18 protein-coding genes are annotated in these 19,984 nt (G+C 57.9%); 17 read left to right on the forward strand and 1 reads right to left on the reverse strand.

Annotated elements, in window-relative coordinates; all coding sequences use genetic code 11:
* Nucleotides 1–6: 6 nt before the first annotated feature.
* From nuoG to nuoN, 8 genes are all read left to right on the forward strand, one after another.
* Nucleotides 7–2,730 (forward strand): NADH-quinone oxidoreductase subunit NuoG, encoded by a 2,724-nt coding sequence (gene nuoG, locus JT31_RS19140; protein WP_038483324.1) that lies wholly within the window; start codon nt 7–9, stop codon nt 2,728–2,730.
* Nucleotides 2,727–3,704, forward strand: coding sequence for an NADH-quinone oxidoreductase subunit NuoH (gene nuoH / locus JT31_RS19145; protein WP_038480872.1), 978 nt, complete (start codon nt 2,727–2,729; stop codon nt 3,702–3,704). Before nuoG ends, nuoH begins: the two co-directional genes overlap by 4 nt.
* A gap of 14 nt (nt 3,705–3,718) precedes the next feature.
* On the forward strand, nt 3,719–4,261 hold the full coding sequence (gene nuoI / locus JT31_RS19150) for an NADH-quinone oxidoreductase subunit NuoI (RefSeq protein WP_016537431.1): 543 nt from the start codon (nt 3,719–3,721) through the stop codon (nt 4,259–4,261).
* A 10-nt stretch (nt 4,262–4,271) separates the two neighbouring features.
* Nucleotides 4,272–4,829, forward strand: a complete 558-nt coding sequence (gene nuoJ / locus JT31_RS19155; protein ID WP_038480878.1) for an NADH-quinone oxidoreductase subunit J — start codon at nt 4,272–4,274, stop codon at nt 4,827–4,829.
* Nucleotides 4,826–5,128: an NADH-quinone oxidoreductase subunit NuoK gene (nuoK, locus tag JT31_RS19160; protein ID WP_008459783.1), complete on the forward strand. Its 303-nt coding sequence runs from the start codon at nt 4,826–4,828 to the stop codon at nt 5,126–5,128. Before nuoJ ends, nuoK begins: the two co-directional genes overlap by 4 nt.
* Complete coding sequence (gene nuoL, locus JT31_RS19165; protein ID WP_038480884.1) at nt 5,125–6,966, forward strand: NADH-quinone oxidoreductase subunit L; 1,842 nt, start codon at nt 5,125–5,127, stop codon at nt 6,964–6,966. The genes nuoK and nuoL overlap by 4 nt, the downstream gene beginning before the upstream one ends.
* Nucleotides 6,967–7,086: 120 nt before the next feature.
* A complete protein-coding gene (gene nuoM / locus JT31_RS19170) occupies nt 7,087–8,616 on the forward strand; it encodes an NADH-quinone oxidoreductase subunit M (RefSeq protein ID WP_038480887.1) in 1,530 nt (509 codons plus the stop codon).
* Nucleotides 8,617–8,622: 6 nt separating this feature from the next.
* Nucleotides 8,623–10,080, forward strand: a complete 1,458-nt coding sequence (nuoN, locus tag JT31_RS19175) for an NADH-quinone oxidoreductase subunit NuoN (RefSeq protein WP_038480890.1) — start codon at nt 8,623–8,625, stop codon at nt 10,078–10,080.
* Nucleotides 10,081–10,135: 55 nt separating this feature from the next.
* Here the strand turns inward: nuoN and JT31_RS19180 are convergent, their stop codons facing one another.
* Nucleotides 10,136–11,038, reverse strand: coding sequence for a LysR family transcriptional regulator (locus tag JT31_RS19180; RefSeq protein WP_038480892.1), 903 nt, complete (start codon nt 11,036–11,038; stop codon nt 10,136–10,138).
* A gap of 113 nt (nt 11,039–11,151) precedes the next feature.
* Here JT31_RS19180 and JT31_RS19185 point away from each other — a divergent pair, with 113 nt between their 5' ends.
* The 9 genes from JT31_RS19185 (at nt 11,152) to menE (ending at nt 19,981) form a co-directional block, all read left to right on the forward strand.
* On the forward strand, nt 11,152–12,009 hold the full coding sequence (locus JT31_RS19185) for an NmrA family NAD(P)-binding protein (RefSeq protein ID WP_038480895.1): 858 nt from the start codon (nt 11,152–11,154) through the stop codon (nt 12,007–12,009).
* 37 nt (nt 12,010–12,046) lie between these two features.
* The gene (locus tag JT31_RS19190) at nt 12,047–12,496 is read left to right on the forward strand and encodes a GNAT family N-acetyltransferase (protein WP_038480898.1); all 450 of its coding nucleotides are present in this window, start codon (nt 12,047–12,049) and stop codon (nt 12,494–12,496) included.
* A 68-nt stretch (nt 12,497–12,564) separates the two neighbouring features.
* Nucleotides 12,565–12,861, forward strand: a complete 297-nt coding sequence (elaB, locus tag JT31_RS19195; RefSeq protein WP_038480901.1) for a stress response protein ElaB — start codon at nt 12,565–12,567, stop codon at nt 12,859–12,861.
* 111 nt (nt 12,862–12,972) lie between these two features.
* On the forward strand, nt 12,973–14,274 hold the full coding sequence (gene menF, locus JT31_RS19200) for an isochorismate synthase MenF (protein ID WP_038480904.1): 1,302 nt from the start codon (nt 12,973–12,975) through the stop codon (nt 14,272–14,274).
* Nucleotides 14,275–14,356: 82 nt separating this feature from the next.
* Entirely contained in the window at nt 14,357–16,027 is a 1,671-nt protein-coding gene (menD, locus tag JT31_RS19205) for a 2-succinyl-5-enolpyruvyl-6-hydroxy-3-cyclohexene-1-carboxylic-acid synthase (RefSeq protein WP_038480908.1), read from the forward strand.
* Complete coding sequence (gene menH / locus JT31_RS19210) at nt 16,024–16,797, forward strand: 2-succinyl-6-hydroxy-2,4-cyclohexadiene-1-carboxylate synthase (RefSeq protein WP_038480911.1); 774 nt, start codon at nt 16,024–16,026, stop codon at nt 16,795–16,797. The genes menD and menH overlap by 4 nt, the downstream gene beginning before the upstream one ends.
* Before the next feature lie 9 nt (nt 16,798–16,806).
* Complete coding sequence (menB, locus tag JT31_RS19215) at nt 16,807–17,664, forward strand: 1,4-dihydroxy-2-naphthoyl-CoA synthase (RefSeq protein WP_038480914.1); 858 nt, start codon at nt 16,807–16,809, stop codon at nt 17,662–17,664.
* A complete protein-coding gene (gene menC, locus JT31_RS19220) occupies nt 17,664–18,629 on the forward strand; it encodes an o-succinylbenzoate synthase (RefSeq protein ID WP_038480917.1) in 966 nt (321 codons plus the stop codon). The genes menB and menC overlap by 1 nt, the downstream gene beginning before the upstream one ends.
* The gene (gene menE, locus JT31_RS19225; protein WP_038480920.1) at nt 18,626–19,981 is read left to right on the forward strand and encodes an o-succinylbenzoate--CoA ligase; all 1,356 of its coding nucleotides are present in this window, start codon (nt 18,626–18,628) and stop codon (nt 19,979–19,981) included. The genes menC and menE overlap by 4 nt, the downstream gene beginning before the upstream one ends.
* Nucleotides 19,982–19,984: the final 3 nt, after the last annotated feature.

The following is a 19,984-nucleotide window of genomic DNA, read 5'->3' on the forward strand; positions in this document are numbered from 1 at the left end:
CTGACTATGGCTACGATTCATGTAGACGGCAAAGAATACGAGGTCAATGGGGCAGACAACTTGCTAGAAGCTTGTCTCTCCCTCGGTCTTGATATTCCTTATTTTTGCTGGCATCCGGCGCTGGGCAGCGTCGGTGCTTGCCGCCAGTGTGCGGTGAAGCAATATCAGAACGCGGAAGACACCCGTGGGCGCCTGGTGATGTCCTGTATGACACCGGCCTCCGACGGGACCTTCATCTCTATTGATGATGGCGAAGCGAAACAGTTCCGTGAAAGCGTTGTGGAGTGGTTGATGACTAACCACCCGCACGACTGTCCGGTCTGTGAAGAGGGCGGTAACTGCCACCTGCAGGATATGACCGTCATGACCGGTCATAGCTTCCGTCGCTATCGCTTTACCAAGCGTACTCACCGCAACCAGGATCTCGGTCCGTTCATCTCTCACGAAATGAACCGCTGTATCGCCTGTTACCGCTGCGTGCGTTACTACAAAGACTACGCTGACGGTAAAGATCTGGGCGTTTACGGCGCGCACGACAACGTCTACTTCGGTCGCCCGGAAGACGGCACGCTGGAAAGCGAGTTCTCCGGTAACCTGGTAGAAATTTGCCCGACCGGCGTATTCACCGACAAAACGCACTCCGAGCGCTACAACCGTAAATGGGATATGCAGTTCGCACCGAGCATCTGTCAGCAGTGCTCGCTGGGCTGTAACACCAGCCCGGGTGAACGTTACGGTGAGCTGCGTCGTATCGAAAACCGCTACAACGGCACCGTGAACCACTACTTCCTGTGTGACCGCGGCCGCTTCGGTTACGGTTACGTCAACCTGAAGGACCGTCCGCGTCACCCTATTCAGCGCCGTGGCGATGACCTCATTACCCTGAACGCCGAGCAGGCGATGCAGGGCGCTGCGGATATCCTGCGTCAGTCGAAGAAAGTGATCGGCATCGGTTCTCCGCGTGCGAGCGTGGAAAGCAACTTCGCTCTGCGTGAGCTGGTTGGGGCCGACAACTTCTACACGGGCATTGCGGCCGGTGAGCAGGCTCGCCTGCAGCTGATGCTGAAAGTGCTGCGTGAAAGTGGCGTTCATACTCCTGCTCTGCGTGAAATCGAATCTTATGATGCGGTGCTGATTCTGGGCGAAGATGTTACCCAGACCGGCGCTCGTGCTGCACTGGCCATTCGCCAGGCGGTAAAAGGGAAGGCGCGTGAAATGGCGGCGGCACAGAAAGTTGCTGACTGGCAGATAGCCGCAATCCTGAACATCGGTCAGAACGCTAAGCACCCGCTGTTTGTCACCAACGTGGACAGCACCCGCCTGGATGATATCGCCGCATGGACTTACCGCGCGCCGGTTGAAGATCAGGCTCGTCTTGGTTTTGCGATTGCCAATGCGCTGGACAGCAACTCTCCGGCCGTTGAGCTGGACCGCGACCTGAAGAATAAAGTCGACGTCATCGTGCAGGCCCTGGCCGGTGCGAAGAAGCCGCTGATTGTTTCCGGGACTAACGCCGGTAGCGAAGCGGTAATTCAGGCTGCGGCCAACGTGGCTAAAGCGCTGAAAGGTCGCGGTGCAGACGTTGGCGTAACCATGATTGCCCGTGCGGTTAACAGCGTTGGCCTCGGCATGATTGGCGGCGGTTCTCTGGAAGAAGCCCTGAGCGAGCTGGAAAGCGGTGCTGCCGATGCGGTAGTGGTGCTGGAAAACGATCTGCATCGCCATGCTTCAGCCGCCCGCGTAGATGCTGCGCTGAGCAAAGCTCCTCTGGTGATGGTTATCGACCATCAGCGTACGGACATCATGGACAAAGCCCATCTGGTCCTGTCCGCGGCGAGCTTCGCGGAAAGCGACGGTACGGTCATTAACAACGAAGGTCGCGCCCAGCGCTTCTTCCAGGTTTATGACCCGGCTTACTACGACACCACCGTAACGATGTTCGAAAGCTGGCGCTGGCTGCACTCGCTGCACAGCACCGTGCAGAGCCGCGACGTTGACTGGACGCAGCTAGACCACGTGATCGACGCCTGCGTGAAGGCATTGCCTCAGATGGCCGGTATTAAAGACGCCGCGCCTGATGCTTCCTTCCGTATCAAAGGCCAGAAGCTGTCTCGTTCTCCTATCCGTTCGAGCGGACGTACCGCCATGCGCGCCAACATCAGCGTGCATGAACCGCGTCAGCCACAGGATAAAGACACGATGTTCGCCTTCTCTATGGAAGGGAACAACAGCCCGCTGGCCGACCGTCAGCAGATTCCGTTTGCCTGGGCTCCAGGCTGGAACTCCCCGCAGGCATGGAACAAATTCCAGGCTGAAGTGGGCGGCCATCTGCGCCACGGCGATCCGGGCGTACGCCTGATTGAAGCCTCTGAAACGGGTCTGGATTACTTCACTTCCGTGCCGGATACCTTCCACGCGGAAGAGGGCAAATGGCGCATCGCACCGTACTACCACCTGTTTGGTAGCGACGAGATGTCCCAGCGCTCTCCGGTGTTCCAGAAGCGTATGGTTGAGCCATACATCAAGCTGAACCCGGCCGATGCCGCGAAGCTTGGCGTTAACGCCGGGAGCCTGATCTCCTTCAGCTACGAAGGCCAGACGCTGAGTCTGCCGCTGCAGCTGTCTGAAGGTTTGGTTGCAGGGCAGGTAGGTCTGCCGATGGGGATGCCGGGGATTGCGCCAGTGCTTGCCGGTGCTCGTCTTGAAAATCTGCAGGAGGCTGCGCAATGAGCTGGCTGACACCGGAAGTTATCGACATTCTGCTGAGCATCCTCAAAGCGGTTGTCATTCTGCTGGTCGTGGTGACCTGTGGGGCATTCATGAGCTTCGGTGAACGCCGTCTGCTCGGTCTGTTCCAGAACCGCTATGGACCGAACCGCGTAGGCTGGGGTGGTTCACTCCAGCTGGTTGCGGACATGATCAAGATGTTCTTTAAAGAGGACTGGATCCCTAAGTTCTCTGACCGCGTGATATTTACTCTTGCGCCGATGATCGCGTTCACCTCGCTGCTGCTGGCCTTTGCCATTGTGCCGGTCAGCCCAAGCTGGGTGGTTGCGGATCTGAACATCGGGATCCTGTTCTTCCTGATGCTGGCGGGCCTGGCGGTTTACGCCGTGCTGTTCGCCGGCTGGTCCAGTAACAACAAATACTCCCTGCTTGGTGCGATGCGTGCTTCCGCGCAGACCCTGAGCTATGAAGTGTTCCTGGGGCTTTCCCTGATGGGCGTGGTGGCGCAGGCCGGTTCCTTTAATATGGCCGACATCGTCAACAACCAGGCCAATCTGTGGAACGTTATCCCGCAGTTCTTCGGCTTCGTGACCTTCGCGATTGCCGGCGTTGCGGTTTGCCACCGTCACCCGTTTGACCAACCGGAAGCCGAGCAGGAACTGGCCGATGGTTATCACATCGAATATTCCGGTATGAAGTTCGGTCTGTTCTTCGTCGGGGAATACATCGGCATCGTCACCGTGTCTGCGCTGATCGTGACGCTGTTCTTTGGTGGCTGGCATGGCCCGTGGTTACCGCCGTTCATCTGGTTCGCGCTGAAAACCGCGTTCTTCATGATGATGTTCATTTTGATTCGCGCCGCACTGCCTCGTCCGCGTTATGACCAGGTGATGTCCTTCGGTTGGAAAGTTTGCCTGCCGCTGACGCTTATCAACTTGCTGGTGACCGCCGCGGTCATTCTTTACCAGGCACCATAAGGGGTGAAAAAACCATGACATTGAAAGAGTTAGTGGTTGGTTTCGGCACCCAGGTACGCAGTATCTGGATGATCGGCATGCACGCTTTCGCCAAGCGCGAAACCCGCATGTATCCGGAAGAACCAGTGTATCTGCCGCCGCGCTACCGTGGCCGTATCGTGCTGACGCGCGACCCGGACGGTGAAGAGCGCTGCGTAGCCTGTAACCTGTGTGCGGTAGCCTGCCCGGTAGGCTGTATTTCCCTGCAGAAAGCCGAGATGCAAGACGGTCGTTGGTATCCGGAGTTCTTCCGTATCAACTTCTCTCGCTGCATCTTCTGCGGCCTGTGCGAAGAAGCCTGCCCGACCACCGCGATTCAGCTTACCCCGGACTTCGAACTGGGTGAGTACAAGCGCCAGGATCTGGTGTACGAGAAAGAGGATCTGCTGATTTCCGGTCCGGGCAAATACCCGGAATATAACTTCTACCGGATGGCAGGTATGGCAATCGACGGCAAAGATAAGGGCGAAGCGGAAAACGAAGCCAAGCCTATCGACGTCAAAGGCCTGTTACCTTAAGGAGTCAGGAATGGAATTCGCTTTTTATATCTGCGCCATTGTGGCCGTCCTGACGACCCTTCGGACGATTACTCACACCAATCCGGTGCATGCGCTGCTGTACCTGATCATCTCGCTGCTGGCGATCTCCGGGGTGTTTTTCTCCCTGGGGGCTTACTTCGCCGGTGCGCTGGAGATAATCGTCTACGCCGGGGCTATCATGGTGCTGTTCGTCTTCGTGGTAATGATGCTTAACCTCGGTAACGCGGTTCAGCAGCAGGAGCGCGAATGGCTGAAGCCGCAGCTGTGGATCGGGCCTGGTATCCTGTCTGCAATCCTGTTGGTGGTTCTGATTTACGCAATCCGCACCGTTAACGACCAGGGTATTGATGGTACTTCCATCGATGCGAAGCAGGTCGGTATCGCGCTGTTCGGGCCTTATGTTCTGGCGGTGGAGCTGGCCTCCATGCTGCTGCTGGCGGGCCTGGTCGTTGCGTTCCACCTGGGTCGTGAAGACCGTGTCGGCGAGGTGCTGAGCAATCGCCCTGCTGATATGGCCGTGAGAAGAAAAACGGAGGATAACGTATGATCCCGCTGCAACATGGACTGATCCTCGCCGCCATTTTGTTCGTGCTGGGACTGACCGGTCTGGTCATTCGCCGCAACCTGCTGTTCATGCTGATCAGCCTGGAAGTGATGATTAACGCCGCCGCGCTGGCCTTCGTGGTTGCCGGCAGCTACTGGGGCCAGGCTGACGGTCAGGTGATGTATATACTCGCGATTAGCTTAGCTGCTGCCGAAGCCAGTATTGGCCTCGCGCTGTTACTGCAGCTCCATCGTCGTCGCCAGAATCTGAATATCGATTCAGTAAGTGAGATGCGTGGATGAACCTTCTCTGGTTAACCATTGTTCTGCCATTGATTGGCTTTTTACTGTTGGCATTCTCCCGCGGCCGCTGGTCAGAAAACCTGTCCGCAACCATCGGGATGGGCTCAGTAGGTCTGGCGGCGGTTGTCACCGCTATTGCCGGGGTTGATTTCTTTAACAACGGGCAGCAGGCGTTTACTCAGCCGCTATGGACCTGGATGGCGGTCGGTGACTTTAACATCGGCTTCAACCTGGTGCTGGACGGCCTGTCCCTGACCATGGTTTCCGTGGTTACTGGCGTCGGCTTCCTGATCCACATGTTCGCTTCCTGGTACATGCGCGGCGAAGAGGGTTATTCCCGCTTCTTCGCCTACACCAACCTGTTCATCGCCAGCATGGTGGTTCTGGTTCTGGCCGATAACCTGCTGCTGATGTATCTCGGCTGGGAAGGCGTGGGCCTCTGTTCTTACCTGCTGATCGGTTTCTACTACACCGATCCGAAGAACAACGCGGCGGCTATGAAAGCTTTCGTGGTTACCCGCGTGGGGGACGTGTTCCTGGCCTTTGGCCTGTTCATTCTCTACAACGAGCTGGGTACGCTGAACTTCCGCGAAATGGTTGAGCTGGCGCCGCAGCACTTTGCTGCCGGTAACCAGATGCTGACCTGGGCAACCCTGATGCTGCTGGGCGGTGCGGTCGGTAAATCTGCACAGCTTCCGCTGCAAACATGGCTGGCGGATGCGATGGCGGGTCCAACCCCTGTTTCTGCGCTGATTCACGCGGCGACCATGGTAACCGCGGGCGTCTATCTGATTGCCCGTACCCACGGCCTGTTCCTGATGACCCCGGAAATTCTGCATCTGGTGGGTATCGTTGGTGCCGTTACGCTGGTGCTGGCAGGCTTTGCTGCGCTGGTACAGACCGACATCAAACGCGTACTCGCTTACTCCACCATGAGCCAGATTGGCTACATGTTCCTGGCGCTGGGCGTGCAGGCCTGGGATGCGGCAATCTTCCACCTGATGACCCACGCGTTCTTTAAAGCGCTGCTGTTCCTGTCATCCGGCTCGGTGATTCTGGCGTGCCACCACGAGCAAAACATCTTCAAGATGGGTGGCCTGCGTAAGTCCATTCCGCTGGTGTATGTCTGCTTCCTGGTCGGGGGCGCGGCGCTGTCCGCTCTGCCGCTGATTACCGCAGGCTTCTTCAGTAAAGATGAGATTCTTGCCGGTGCAATGGCGAACGGCCACATCAACCTGATGGTTGCGGGCCTGGTCGGGGCGTTCATGACCTCGCTGTACACCTTCCGCATGATTTTCATCACGTTCCACGGCGAAGAAAAAATTCACGCTCACGCAGGGAAGGGGATTACCCACCACCTGCCGTTGGTTGTTCTGCTGGTACTGTCCACCTTCGTTGGCGCCATGATTGTGCCACCGCTGCGCGGCGTCCTGCCGGAAACCACTGAACTTGCGCACGGCAGCGTGCTGACCCTGGAGATCATCTCCGGCGTCGTCGCCATTGCCGGTATCCTGATTGCCGCCTTCCTGTGGCTGGGCAAACGTACTCTGGTGACGTCGCTTGCGAACAGCGCACCGGGGCGTTTCTTCGGTACCTGGTGGTTCAATGCCTGGGGCTTCGACTGGCTGTACGACATGATTTTCGTCAAGCCGTTCCTCGGCATTGCGTGGCTGCTGCGTCGTGACCCGCTGAATGCGCTGATGAACATTCCAGCCATTCTTTCCCGCTTTGCTGGCCGCGGCCTGCTGGTGAGCGAGAACGGTTACCTGCGCTGGTATGTTGCGTCAATGAGCATCGGGGCCGTTGTGGTACTCGGCCTGCTGCTGGTTCTGCGTTAACAGGATTTCTTCCATCCCCCTCTCTCTGATGAGAGAGGGTCGGAGCGAGGTTTATTCCTCCTCTGGCGCTGGGAAGTGAGCGATGTTTAAGAATTATTTTGACTTAGGGACTCAAACGCCATGCTATTACCCTGGCTAATACTAATCCCCTTTATCGGCGGCTTCTTCTGCTGGCAGACCGAACGCTTCGGCGTGAAAGTGCCTCGCTGGATAGCGCTGATTACCATGGGGCTGACACTGGCACTCTCTCTGCAATTGTGGTTGCAGGGTGGCTACTCACTGACGCAGGCGGCGGGTTTGCCGCAGTGGCAGTCTGAATTTGTTCTGCCGTGGATCCCACGTTTTGGCATTGAAATTCACCTGGCGCTCGACGGTCTGTCGCTGCTGATGGTAGTGCTGACCGGCCTGCTCGGCGTGCTGGCGGTACTTTGTTCCTGGAATGAAATCGAAAAATATCAGGGCTTCTTCCACCTCAACCTGATGTGGATCCTCGGTGGCGTTATCGGCGTGTTCCTTGCCATCGACATGTTCCTGTTCTTCTTCTTCTGGGAAATGATGCTGGTGCCGATGTACTTCCTGATTGCACTGTGGGGCCACAAAGCCTCCGACGGGAAGACGCGTATTACCGCCGCAACCAAGTTCTTCATCTATACCCAGGCGAGCGGCCTGGTGATGCTGATAGCTATCCTTGGCCTGGTGTTTGTGCACTACAACGCGACCGGCGTGTGGACCTTCAACTACGAGCTGCTGCTGAAAACGCCGATGTCCCACGGCGTACAATGGCTGCTGATGCTGGGCTTCTTTATCGCCTTCGCGGTGAAAATGCCGGTGGTTCCGCTTCACGGCTGGCTGCCGGATGCACACTCTCAGGCACCAACGGCAGGTTCCGTTGACCTGGCGGGTATCTTGCTGAAAACCGCAGCCTACGGCCTGCTGCGCTTCTCTCTGCCGCTGTTCCCTGAAGCGTCCGCAGAGTTCGCGCCAATCGCCATGTGGCTGGGCGTCATCGGCATCTTCTACGGCGCGTGGATGGCCTTTGCTCAGACCGACATTAAACGCCTGATTGCTTATACCTCCGTTTCCCACATGGGCTTCGTGCTGATTGCTATCTACACCGGCAACCAGTTGGCTTACCAGGGCGCGGTGATTCAGATGATTGCCCACGGTCTGTCTGCTGCGGGTATGTTCATCATCTGCGGTCAGCTTTATGAGCGTCTGCACACCCGTGATATGCGTATGATGGGCGGCCTGTGGAACAAAATTAAATGGCTGCCGGGCCTGTCGATGTTCTTCGCTGTTGCCACCCTCGGGATGCCGGGGACCGGTAACTTCGTTGGTGAATTCATGATTCTGTTCGGCAGCTTCCACGTTGTGCCGGTCATTACCGTGATTTCAACCTTCGGTCTGGTCTTCGCCTCCGTTTACTCCCTGGCGATGTTGCACCGCGCTTACTTCGGTAAAGCTAAGAGCGAAATCAGCGATAAACAGCTGCCTGGCATGTCCATGCGCGAGTTCTTTATCATTCTGTTGCTGGTGGTGCTGTTAGTCCTGCTGGGCTTCTTCCCGCAGCCGATTCTGGATACTTCGCATTCTGCGATGAGCAATATTCAGCAGTGGTTTACCAGTTCACTTTCTACTACAAGGCCGTAATTCGCCATGACAATAACTCCTCAACACTTGATCGCGCTGCTACCGCTGTTGATCGTCGGATTGACGGTGGTGGTTGTGATGCTCTCCATTGCGTGGCGACGCGACCATTTTCTGAATGCTACGCTGTCGGTTATCGGCCTTAACGCCGCGCTGATTTCACTGTGGTTTGTCGGTCAGGCAGGGGCGATGGACGTCACCCCGCTGATGCGCGTTGACGGCTACGCCATGCTCTACACCGGGCTGGTGCTGCTGGCGAGCCTGGCGACCTGTACCTTTGCTTACCCGTGGCTTCAAGGCTACACCGACAACCGCGAAGAGTTCTACCTGCTGGTACTGATTGCTGCCCTCGGCGGCATCCTGCTGGCTAACGCGAACCACCTCGCGGCGCTGTTCCTCGGCATTGAGCTGATCTCTCTGCCGCTGTTCGGCCTGGTCGGCTATGCCTTCCGCCAGAAGCGTTCTTTGGAAGCAAGCATCAAGTACACCATTCTGTCAGCGGCGGCATCGTCCTTCCTGCTGTTCGGTATGGCGCTGGTTTACGCCGAGTCCGGTAGCCTGTCGTTTGTTAGCCTCGGTAAGAGCCTGGCGGACAACATGCTGCACGAACCTCTGCTGCTGGCGGGTCTGGGCCTGATGATTGTCGGTCTTGGCTTCAAGCTGTCTCTGGTGCCGTTCCACCTGTGGACCCCAGACGTTTACCAGGGCGCTCCTGCTCCGGTCTCCACCTTCCTGGCGACAGCCAGCAAAATCGCCATTTTTGGCGTGGTGATGCGTCTGTTCCTCTACGCGCCGGTGGGCAACAGCGAAGCGGTTCGTGTGGTACTGGGTATTATCGCCTTCGCTTCCATCCTCTTCGGTAACCTGATGGCGCTGAACCAGTCCAACATCAAGCGCCTGCTGGGCTACTCTTCCATCGCACACCTCGGTTACCTGCTGGTGGCGCTGATTGCGCTGCAAACCGGCAATATGTCGATGGAAGCGGTAGGGGTTTATCTGGCCGCTTACCTGTTCAGCAGCCTGGGGGCGTTCGGCGTGGTTAGCCTGATGTCCAGCCCGTACCGTGGCCCGGATGCCGACTCACTGTTCTCCTATCGTGGTCTGTTCTGGCACAAGCCGGTGCTTTCTGCGGTAATGACCGTGATGATGCTTTCCCTGGCGGGTATTCCAATGACCCTGGGCTTCATCGGTAAGTTCTACATCATCGCAGTCGGCGTTCAGGCCCACCTGTGGTGGCTGACCGGTGCAGTGGTACTGGGCAGCGCCATCGGCCTTTACTACTATCTGCGCGTGACCGTGAGCCTGTACCTGAGCGCACCTCAGCAGCTTAACCGTGATACCCCATCTAACTGGGCGTTGACCGCGGGCGGCGTGGTGGTGCTGATTTCTGCCCTGCTGGTGCTGCTGCTGGGTGTTTATCCGCAGCCGCTTATTAGCCTGGTGCAGTTAGCGCAGCCGCTGATGTAATCGGGTTTACAAAACCGTTCAAAAACCGCCACTTGCTGGCGGTTTTTTTATGGGCTCAGCCTTTGGCCAGCTCGAGGATAAAATCCAGAAAACAACGGGTTCGTGCGGCGGGGTTGATACGTGAAGGGTAATAAGCATAAAGCGGGAAGCGCTCGTCCGGCCAGTCGGGAAATAAATCTACCAGTTGTCCCTTTTTCACCAACTCGTCGGAGCCGAACGTCATCATCTGGGCGATCGCATGGCCGCTGAGGCAGGCTTCATGCAGAGTCCGGGCGTCGTTTAGCGTCAGGCGCCCGTTCACCGGTACTTTAATTACCTCTCCCTTGCGGTGAAACTCCCACTCAAACGGCCTGCCGGTTTCCGGATCGCGGAAATGAATGCAGGTGTGCGACAGCAATGCCTGCGGCGTCTCGGGGCGGCCATAGCGCTCCAGGTAAGCAGGAGCGGCAACCGTCATGATGCGTGTTTCCAGCAGCTTACGCGCTATCAGCGTGCTGTTGCGCGGTACGCCAAAGCGGATCGCGAGATCGAAACCGTCGCCAATCATATCTCCCAGGCGATCTCTGGTCACCAGATCGAGTTCGAGATCCGGGTAGCGGGACATAAACGTTTCCAGTTGAGGCCCCAGAATCAGGCTGGAAAAGAACGGATCGATATTCACCCTGAGCCTGCCGGTAATAGCCTTCGTTGAGAGCGATGCGGTACTGGTCACGTCCTCCAGCGCGGCCAGCAGCGGCAGGACCTGGCGGTAAAACTCTTTGCCTTCTGTCGTCAATGACACCGCGCGTGTGGTGCGGTCAAAAAGTCGGATGCCGAGGCGCTTCTCAAGCCTGGCAATCGCCCGGCTGACCCCCGGCGGCGACATATTGATCACTTCGGCAGCGGCGGCAAAAGTGCCGCTTTCTACCACGGCGGTAAACACGGACAGGCCGTCAAATGCCCGATCGTTGAAAATCATATTAGTGCTCCGCAGTCATCAGTGAATTGTCTATGGTGCCATCGATACAACATAGCCGGATCCGCATAATGCCGTCCACACCCTGTGGTGGGATTTGAAACTGGAGAAACAGTATGTTCGCAATTACGGGTATTACCGGACAGGTTGGTGGTTCACTGGGCAAAGCTTTGCTTGCTCAGGGGCATGAAATTCGTGCTGTGGTTCGCACAGAAGCTAAAGGGCAGCCCTGGGCGCAGCAGGGTGCTGACATTGCGCTGGCAGAAATGCACGAGGGTGAAGCGCTGGCAAAAGCGTTTTCCGGGGTCGAGGCGGTCTTTATCCTGCTGCCGCCGGTGTTCGATCCGTCGGGGGATTTTGCCGAGCCGCGCGCCAATATTAATGCAATAAAGCAGGCTCTGCAGGCGGCATGTCCGCAACACGTGGTCTGCCTTTCAACCATCGGGGCGCAGGCCACTCAGCCAAACCTGCTGAACGCATTAGGATTGATGGAAAAAGAGCTCACGGATGTTTGTGATTCCGTCGTGTTCCTTCGCGCGGGCTGGTTTATGGAGAACTTTCTCTGGGACGTGGAAAGTGCCAAAGAGACCGGGATTATCTACAGCCACCTGCAGCCGCTGGAGCGGGCTATCCCGATGATTGCGACAACGGATATCGCCGCGCTTGCTGCTGAACTGTTGACTCAGCCAGAACCAGGAACCCGCATTGTGGAGCTGGAAGGGCCGCAGCGTTACAGCCCACAGCTGGCAGCCGAAGCGTTCTCTCAGGTTCTGGGGCGTTCGGTGACGGTGAAGGCGGTGCCTCGTGAAAACTGGGAGGCGGATTTCCTGGCCCAGGGCATGAGAAACCCGCTCCCGCGCATGCAAATGCTGGACGGCTTCAACGAAGGCTGGATCGATTTCGCCGGGGAAACGGTGAAAGCTGCCACACCTCTGGAAACTGTGCTAAAACAGTTGCTTGAGCGTCATCAATAACCCATCAGGTGGCGCCTGAATCAAAAGGAGTTTTTCAATGCTTAACTGGCAGGATTTACACCATTCTGAGCTGAGCGCCACCGATCTTTATGCCCTTCTGGCCCTGCGCTGTGAAGTCTTTATTGTTGAGCAGCGCTGCGCTTATCTTGATGTTGATGGTGAGGATCTGGTGGGAGAGAACCGCCATATTCTCGGCTGGCGGGATGGCAAGTTAATTGCCTATGCCCGCATTCTTAAAAGCGACAACGAACTGGAGCCGGTGGTGATTGGCCGCGTCATTGTGGATGCATCCGTCCGCGGTGAAAAGCTTGGCCAGCACCTCATGACCCAGGCGCTTGCTGCCTGCCAGCGTCAGTGGCCTGACAGGGCTATTTATCTGGGTGCTCAGGCGCATTTGCAGGCGTTTTATGCCCAGTTTGGTTTCCATCCGGTCACCGAAGTGTATGACGAAGATGGCATCCCGCACGTTGGCATGGCTAATCGATAGCCAGGCGAAACCCGTTCAGATTGTCTATAGTTAGCGGACGAGAAATTTTTTTAACACGGAGAAAAGGTATGCAACCGTATGAATCTCGTCTCGATGATGACCTGGCGCTGTTAAGCGACACGCTTGAAGAGGTCCTTCGTTCCTCCGGCGATCCGGCTGACCAAAAATACATTGAGCTAAAGGCGAAAGCGGAACAGGCGCTGAACGACGTGAAAGAACGCATCAGCAACGCGTCGGACAACTACTATTACCGCGCCAAAAAGGCGGTTTACCGTGCTGATGATTACGTGCACGAAAAACCGTGGCAGGGCATTGGCATCGGCGCTGCGGTAGGGCTGGTGATTGGGCTTTTACTCCGCCGATAAAGTTGATTTCGCCTGCAAACGGCAAATAAAGAATCTTACCCCCTGGGTAGGATTTTTTTTTGCTGTAACGACCACGTATAATCAGGGGTTTTTACGGAGCGTGAGGTAAACGTGAATTCAGTAGCCGTAGCACTGCAGCAAATGCAGCAGGAATTAGCAGGAGAATTTGCGGATGCGCCGGGCCTTCAGCGCCTGTGCGTGCCGGTCACGCTGAGTGACGCCTCCGATCCTCTCGCCTGGCTAACTGCCCAATCGCTCTATCCTCAATTTTACTGGCAGCAGCGCAGCGGTAACGAAGAGGTTGCCGCGCTGGGCGCGTTGCTGAGTTTTTCTGCCCTGGAAGAAGCTCAGACATTTTTACAGTCTCACCCGGAACAGCCTTTTCTGCGCGTCTGGGGGCTAAATGCTTTCGACCCGGCTCACGGTTTCCTGTTTCTCTCGCGTGTGGAATGGCGACGCGTAGGCGGGGAGGCATATCTTTGGCTGCATCTCTACAGCGAAACCTCTCTGAAGCAGGATGCTTTAGCCGCCGCGGCGTTTATTGAACAGCTTCTGCCGGCGAAACTCCTCCCGCAGCTAAACCTCAAATGCCTGGGGGAAACCCATCTCCCGGAACAGCCTGAATGGCACCGCCTGGTAGACCAGGTTGTGAGCGCTATTAGCCAGGATGAACTGGATAAAGTCGTGCTGGCTCGGGCTACCGACCTGGCGTTTTCTTCTCCGGTTTCTGCCGCAGGGTTTATGGCCGCAAGCCGCAGGGTGAACCTGAACTGCTACCATTTTCTGATGGCGTTCGATGCGAAAAACGCGTTTCTGGGCTCCAGCCCGGAGCGCCTGTGGCGAAGAATCGACGATGCGCTGCGTACCGAGGCGCTGGCGGGCACGGTAGCTAACCACGCCGACGACGCTCAGGCCGCGAAGCTAGGCCATTGGCTGCTAAAAGATGACAAAAACCAGCGTGAAAATATGCTGGTGGTAGAAGATATCTGCCAGCGGCTACGGGATGCGGTTGGCGCGCTGGACGTGCTGCCCCCGCAGGTAATGCGGCTGCGCAAGGTTCAGCATCTTCGCCGCTGCGTCTGGACGCAGCTCAAGCGTCAGGACGATGCGCTTTGCCTCCATCAGCTACAGCCAACCGCGGCGGTGGCAGGCCTGCCGCGCGAACTTGCCCGCGCATTTATTGCCGCGAACGAGCCTTTTGAGCGTGAATGGTATGCAGGCTCGGCAGGCTACCTGTCCCGCCATCAAACGGAGTTCTGCGTAGCGCTGCGCTCGGCGAAAGTAAGCCACACCGGCGTTCGTCTTTATGCCGGGGCAGGCATCGTCGCCGGCTCTGTGGCCGCAGAAGAATGGCAGGAAATTGAAAACAAAGCGGCTGGATTGAAGACGCTGCTGGTTGGCGGCGGCAACTGAATAATCTATTCACGACGCAAATCAATTTAACTCTTTCCATAGTATTTATAATCAATAGTCGAAATTGACTGCGGACAATATTATGTCGATAAGCTCATTTAACCGCCGCTGGGCGGGTGTCATACTCGAAGCGTTGACCCGACATGGGGTGCGGCACGTGTGTATCGCGCCCGGCTCCCGCTCCACGCCGCTGACCCTCAGCGCGGCGGAAAACCGCAGTTTCATATGCCACACCCATTTTGATGAACGCGGCCTTGGCCATCTGGCGCTCGGGCTGGCAAAAGCCAGCGGCGAGCCGGTGGCGATCATCGTCACTTCCGGCACCGCCGTCGCCAACCTTTATCCCGCCGTGATAGAAGCCGGACTGACCGGCGAAAAACTGATTTTACTGACGGCCGACCGCCCGCCGGAGCTTATCGACTGCGGCGCAAACCAGGCGATTCGCCAGCCGGGGCTGTTCAGCTCCCATCCTTCCGCTGCGCTTAACCTACCTCGCCCGACGCACGATATTCCCGCCAGCTGGCTGGTGTCTGCGGTCGACAGCGCCGTCGGCCAGCTCAGCGGTGGAGCATTGCACATCAACTGCCCGTTTGCCGAACCGCTTTACGGCGCGCCTGATGATACCGGCCTTGACTGGCAAAACCGGCTGGAAGGCTGGTGGGAAGGCAACGCTCCCTGGCTGCGTGAAGCCCACGAAAATGCCGTGCTAAAGCAAAGAGACTGGTTCTTCTGGCGGCAAAAACGGGGCGTAGTAGTTGCCGGGCGGCTTTCAGCCAGCGAAGGCGAACAGGTTGCGGCCTGGGCACAAATGCTCGGCTGGCCGCTTATCGGTGATGTGCTTTCGCAAACCGGCCAGCCGCTGCCGTGTGCGGATCTGTGGCTAAGCAATAGCCAGGCCGTTGCCTGCCTGGAGCAGGCGCAAATAGTCATTCAGTTTGGCGGCAGCCTGACCGGGAAACGCGTGCTTCAGTGGCAGGCCGCCTGTCGGCCGGAAGAGTACTGGCTGGTCGATGAGCAGCCAGGACGCCTTGACCCTGCCAGCCATCGTGGCCGCCGTCTGGTTGCCAACGTTGAAGCGTGGCTGGAAAAACATGCGGCTGAAAAACGGCTTCCCTGGGCCGAAGAGCTAACGTCTCTTGCCTGGCAAACGCTGGAAAAGGTTGAGCAAGGCACGGGTGAATTTGGCGAGGCACAGGTTGCCCAGCGCCTGCCGCAGCTGCTGCCGGAAGGCGGCCAGCTGTTTGTGGGCAACAGTTTAATTGTTCGCTTGATTGACGCCTTCGCGCAGCTCCCGGTGGGCTACCCGGTTTACAGCAACCGGGGCGCGAGCGGTATTGACGGACTGCTTTCTACTGCGGCAGGCGTTCAGCGTGCTACGGCGCGCTCCACGCTCGCAATAGTCGGCGATATTTCTGCCCTTTATGACCTTAACGCGCTGGCATTGTTGCGCCACGCATCGGCGCCGTTTGTGCTGCTGGTGGTCAACAACAACGGCGGCCAGATCTTCTCGCTTCTGCCAACGCCTGCCGAAGAGCGCGAACGTTTTTATTGTATGCCGCAAAACGTGAATTTCTCCCATGCCGCCGCCATGTTTGGGCTGGGTTATCAGAACCCAGAAAACTGGCAGGCGCTGGAAGAGGCCGTTCGCCGGGCCTGGCTGCGCCCTGGTGCAACGGTGATTGAAATCACCGTGCCGGAAACCGCCGGGGCCCAAACGCTCCAGCACCTGCTGGCCCAGGTTAGCCAGGCATGATCCTTCATGCCGTGCCGCATTTGGGCCACCGTTCAACTCTGCCGTGGATCGTCTGGCTGCACGGTTTTCTTGGCAGTCATCAGGAATGGCAGGAGTTTGAGCCGCATTTTCCCGACTGGTCACAGCTCAGGATAGATCTGCCCGGCCACGGCGGTTCCGCCGCCGTCCGCGTCCAGAACTTTGCCGGGGTTGATAGCGCGTTACGAAATACCCTCAAACATCACGGCATCGACAGCTATTGGCTCGTCGGCTATTCACTTGGCGGGCGAATCGCCATGTATCACGCCAGTCGGCCAGAGTCGAAGGGCCTGCGTGGGCTGGTCGTTGAAGGTGGCCATCCCGGTTTAAACGGCGAAGCAGAACGCGAGGCGAGGGCGCTGAGCGATTCCCATTGGGCACAGCGGTTGATGCATGAAAACTTTCAGGCCGTGCTTAACGACTGGTACCAGCAGCCGGTCTTCCGTTCGTTAAGCCGCGAGCAGCGCGCTGAATTAGTTGCCCTGCGTGTGCAAAACAATCCGCAGGCGTTGGCCCGAATGCTTGAGGCGACTTCGCTTGCCTCCCAGCCTGATTTACGTGAGCCGCTGAGCCGGCTAGCCGTTCCTTTTCATTATTTATGCGGCGAGCGAGACGAAAAGTTTCGCGCCGTTGCCGCAGAGCTTCGCTGCTCTCTGGCACTGATTTCTGGCGCCGGGCATAACGCACATCGGGAAGCTCCCGCTGCGTTTAGTTCCGCGCTCCTGACCCTCTTTCGTCACTATGACCTGTAAGGATCTCTCATGATTTATCCTGATGAACAAATGCTTTACGCCCCGGTTGAATGGCTAGATTGCTCTGAAGGCTACACCGATATTCGCTACCATAAATCCAGCGACGGTATCGCCAAAATCACCATTAACCGCCCGGAAGTGCGTAATGCATTTCGTCCGCTGACCGTCAAAGAGATGATCAACGCCCTGGCCGACGCTCGCTATGACGACAATATCGGCACCATTATTCTGACCGGCGAAGGTGAAAAAGCCTTCTGTGCGGGCGGCGACCAGAAAGTGCGCGGCGACTACGGCGGCTATCAGGACACAAGCGGCGTTCATCACCTGAACGTGCTCGACTTCCAGCGTCAAATCCGCACCTGCCCTAAACCTGTTGTGGCGATGGTGGCCGGCTTTTCCATCGGCGGCGGCCATGTGCTGCACATGATGTGTGACCTGACTATCGCTGCTGAAAACGCCGTCTTTGGCCAGACTGGCCCGAAAGTAGGCTCTTTCGACGGCGGCTGGGGGGCTTCCTACATGGCACGTATCGTTGGTCAGAAAAAGGCTCGCGAAATTTGGTTCCTGTGCCGCCAGTACGATGCAAAAGAAGCGCTCGATATGGGGCTGGTGAATACCGTTGTGCCGATTGCTGACCTGGAAAAAGAAACCGTGCGCTGGTGCCGCGAGATGCTGCAAAACAGCCCGATGGCGCTGCGCTGCCTGAAAGCGGCGCTGAATGCCGACTGTGACGGCCAGGCCGGGCTACAGGAGCTGGCGGGGAACGCCACCATGCTGTTCTATATGACCGAGGAAGGTCAGGAAGGCCGCAACGCGTTTAACCAGAAACGTCAGCCGGACTTCAGCAAATTTAAACGGAATCCGTAATGCGCCGCGCGGCGCTGTGGCGCTTTCAAATCCCTATGGAGGCAGGCGTTGTGCTACGTGACCAGCGCCTCAAATTCAGAGAGGGCCTGCTGGTGCGGCTGACGCCGGGCGAGAGCACCGGATGGGGGGAAATATCTCCTCTACCTGGCTTTAGCGGTGAAAACCTCGCGGAAGCTCAGGCGCAGGCTGAGCGCTGGCTTGAACAATGGGTAGCCGATGAGTCGACTCCGCTGCCCGAGCTGCCGTCCGTCGCGTTCGGCCTGAGCTGCGCGCTGGCTGAAGCTAGCGGCACGCTGCCGCAGCCTGCGGACTACCGCGCGGCTCCGCTGTGTACCGGCGATCCTGACGAGTTGATTCTTGCGCTGGCGGCGATGCCTGGCGAAAAAGTGGCCAAGGTCAAAGTCGGCCTGTACGAAGCCGTGCGGGACGGCATGGTGGTTAATCTGCTGCTTGAGGCCGTGCCTGAACTGCATTTGCGTCTTGATGCCAACCGCAGCTGGACGCCGCTTAAGGCACTGCAGTTCGCTAAATACGTTAATCCTGATTACCGTTCGCGCATCGATTTTATCGAAGAACCGTGCAAAACCCGCGAGCAGTCTCGCGAGTTCAGTCGGGAAACGGGGATTGCAATTGCCTGGGACGAGAGCCTGCGAGAGAGTGATTTCGTTTTCGCCGCAGAGCCGGGCGTTTCGGCAGTGATTATCAAACCGACGCTAACCGGAAGCCTGGATAAAGTGCGTGAGCAGGTCACCTCCGCGCACAAATTAGGGTTAAAAGCGGTGATCAGCTCCTCCATTGAGTCGAGCCTGGGGCTGACCCAGTTGGCTCGCATCGCCGCCTGGCTGACGCCGGGAACCCTGCCGGGGCTGGATACTTTGTCGCTGATGCAGACACAGCTTGAGCGCAGCTGGCCGGGAAGCCCGCTGCCTTGCATAAGCGCCAGTCAGCTTGAGCGTATTCGATGAGCTTTACCGACTGGCCGTGGCGTCACTGGGCAAACGTCCGGGGCGCAAACGTCGCGCTCCGCCTCGATGATGAACGCTTAACCTGGCCAACCCTGTGTCAGCGCGTGGACGCGCTGGCGGGGGGCTTCCACCTGCAGGGTGTAAAAGAAGGCGATGGCGTTGCGCTGAAAGCGAAAAACGGCCCGCAAACGCTGCTTGCCTGGCTGGCGCTATTGCAGTGCGGTGCACGCGTTTTGCCGCTTAACCCACAGCTGCCTGATAGCCTGCTGGCACAGCTCCTGCCGTCGATGACGCTGGGCTACGGCATCACCTTAACCGACGTTTGTCCGGTCCCTGGCTTAACGCCGCTGCGGCTGGTGGATGCCGCGCCCTGGTGCGAAAGCTGGCGGCCGTCACGGCTGGCGTCAATGACGCTCACTTCCGGTTCAACCGGGTTACCCAAGGCCGCTGTGCATACATTATCCGCTCACCTCGCCAGCGCGGCGGGTGTGCTGTCGAGGATGGATTACGGCGCCGAAGATAGCTGGCTCTTGTCGTTACCGCTGTTCCACGTTTCCGGCCAGGGGATACTCTGGCGCTGGCTGCATGCCGGTGGGCAGCTGAAGGTTTCTTCTGCGCAGTCGATAAGCGAAGCCTTGCGGGAGTGCAGCCATGCCTCGCTGGTGCCGACTCAGCTGTGGCGGCTGCTGGAACAACGGCGGTCCCTGGCGCTGCGTGAAGTGCTGCTTGGCGGGGCAGCCATCCCCGTTGAACTGACGCAGCAGGCAGAAGCCCGCGGCGTGCGCTGCTGGTGTGGCTATGGCTTAACCGAGCTGGCTTCGACGGTCTGTGCGAAACGTGCCGACGGGCAGCCTGACGTTGGCGAACCGCTGCCGGGGCGGGAGGTGAAAATCGTCGATGAAGAAGTGTGGATCCGTGCGGATAGCCAGGCCAGCGGCTACTGGCGGGACGGGCAGCTTGTTCCGCTGGAGAATGAATACGGCTGGTTTGCTACCCGTGACCGGGGCGTTTTGCAGGCGGGACGCCTGACGATAATCGGACGCCTTGACAACCAGTTCTTCAGCGGCGGGGAAGGTATTCAGCCGGAAGAGGTGGAGCGGGTCATTGCGACACATCCTGCGGTACAGCAGGTGTTTGTGGTGCCCGTGGATGACGCTGAGTTTGGACAGCGGCCGGTTGCCGTTGTCGAGACTAATGCGGGATGTGATTTTAACGAGATTGCCGCCTGGCTTGACGGAAAGTTGCCCCGTTTTCAGCGGCCAGTGCGTTGGTTAACGCTGCCGCAGGCGCTAAAACAGGGCGGGATTAAAATCTCCCGCCGCAGGCTGATAGAGTGGGCTGCAGGGGCATAACCC

Origin of the sequence: Cedecea neteri (assembly GCF_000757825.1) — a bacterium.
GTDB lineage: Bacteria > Pseudomonadota > Gammaproteobacteria > Enterobacterales > Enterobacteriaceae > Cedecea > Cedecea selenatireducens.

Coding starts and splice junctions, on each gene's coding strand:
- nuoG (WP_038483324.1), top strand. CDS start 7: ATGGCTACGATTCATGTAGACGGCAAAGAATACGAGGTCAATGGGGCA.
- nuoH (WP_038480872.1), top strand. CDS start 2,727: ATGAGCTGGCTGACACCGGAAGTTATCGACATTCTGCTGAGCATCCTC.
- nuoI (WP_016537431.1), top strand. CDS start 3,719: ATGACATTGAAAGAGTTAGTGGTTGGTTTCGGCACCCAGGTACGCAGT.
- nuoJ (WP_038480878.1), top strand. CDS start 4,272: ATGGAATTCGCTTTTTATATCTGCGCCATTGTGGCCGTCCTGACGACC.
- nuoK (WP_008459783.1), top strand. CDS start 4,826: ATGATCCCGCTGCAACATGGACTGATCCTCGCCGCCATTTTGTTCGTG.
- nuoL (WP_038480884.1), top strand. CDS start 5,125: ATGAACCTTCTCTGGTTAACCATTGTTCTGCCATTGATTGGCTTTTTA.
- nuoM (WP_038480887.1), top strand. CDS start 7,087: ATGCTATTACCCTGGCTAATACTAATCCCCTTTATCGGCGGCTTCTTC.
- nuoN (WP_038480890.1), top strand. CDS start 8,623: ATGACAATAACTCCTCAACACTTGATCGCGCTGCTACCGCTGTTGATC.
- JT31_RS19180 (WP_038480892.1), bottom strand. CDS start 11,038: ATGATTTTCAACGATCGGGCATTTGACGGCCTGTCCGTGTTTACCGCC.
- JT31_RS19185 (WP_038480895.1), top strand. CDS start 11,152: ATGTTCGCAATTACGGGTATTACCGGACAGGTTGGTGGTTCACTGGGC.
- JT31_RS19190 (WP_038480898.1), top strand. CDS start 12,047: ATGCTTAACTGGCAGGATTTACACCATTCTGAGCTGAGCGCCACCGAT.
- elaB (WP_038480901.1), top strand. CDS start 12,565: ATGCAACCGTATGAATCTCGTCTCGATGATGACCTGGCGCTGTTAAGC.
- menD (WP_038480908.1), top strand. CDS start 14,357: ATGTCGATAAGCTCATTTAACCGCCGCTGGGCGGGTGTCATACTCGAA.
- menH (WP_038480911.1), top strand. CDS start 16,024: ATGATCCTTCATGCCGTGCCGCATTTGGGCCACCGTTCAACTCTGCCG.
- menB (WP_038480914.1), top strand. CDS start 16,807: ATGATTTATCCTGATGAACAAATGCTTTACGCCCCGGTTGAATGGCTA.
- menC (WP_038480917.1), top strand. CDS start 17,664: ATGCGCCGCGCGGCGCTGTGGCGCTTTCAAATCCCTATGGAGGCAGGC.
- menE (WP_038480920.1), top strand. CDS start 18,626: ATGAGCTTTACCGACTGGCCGTGGCGTCACTGGGCAAACGTCCGGGGC.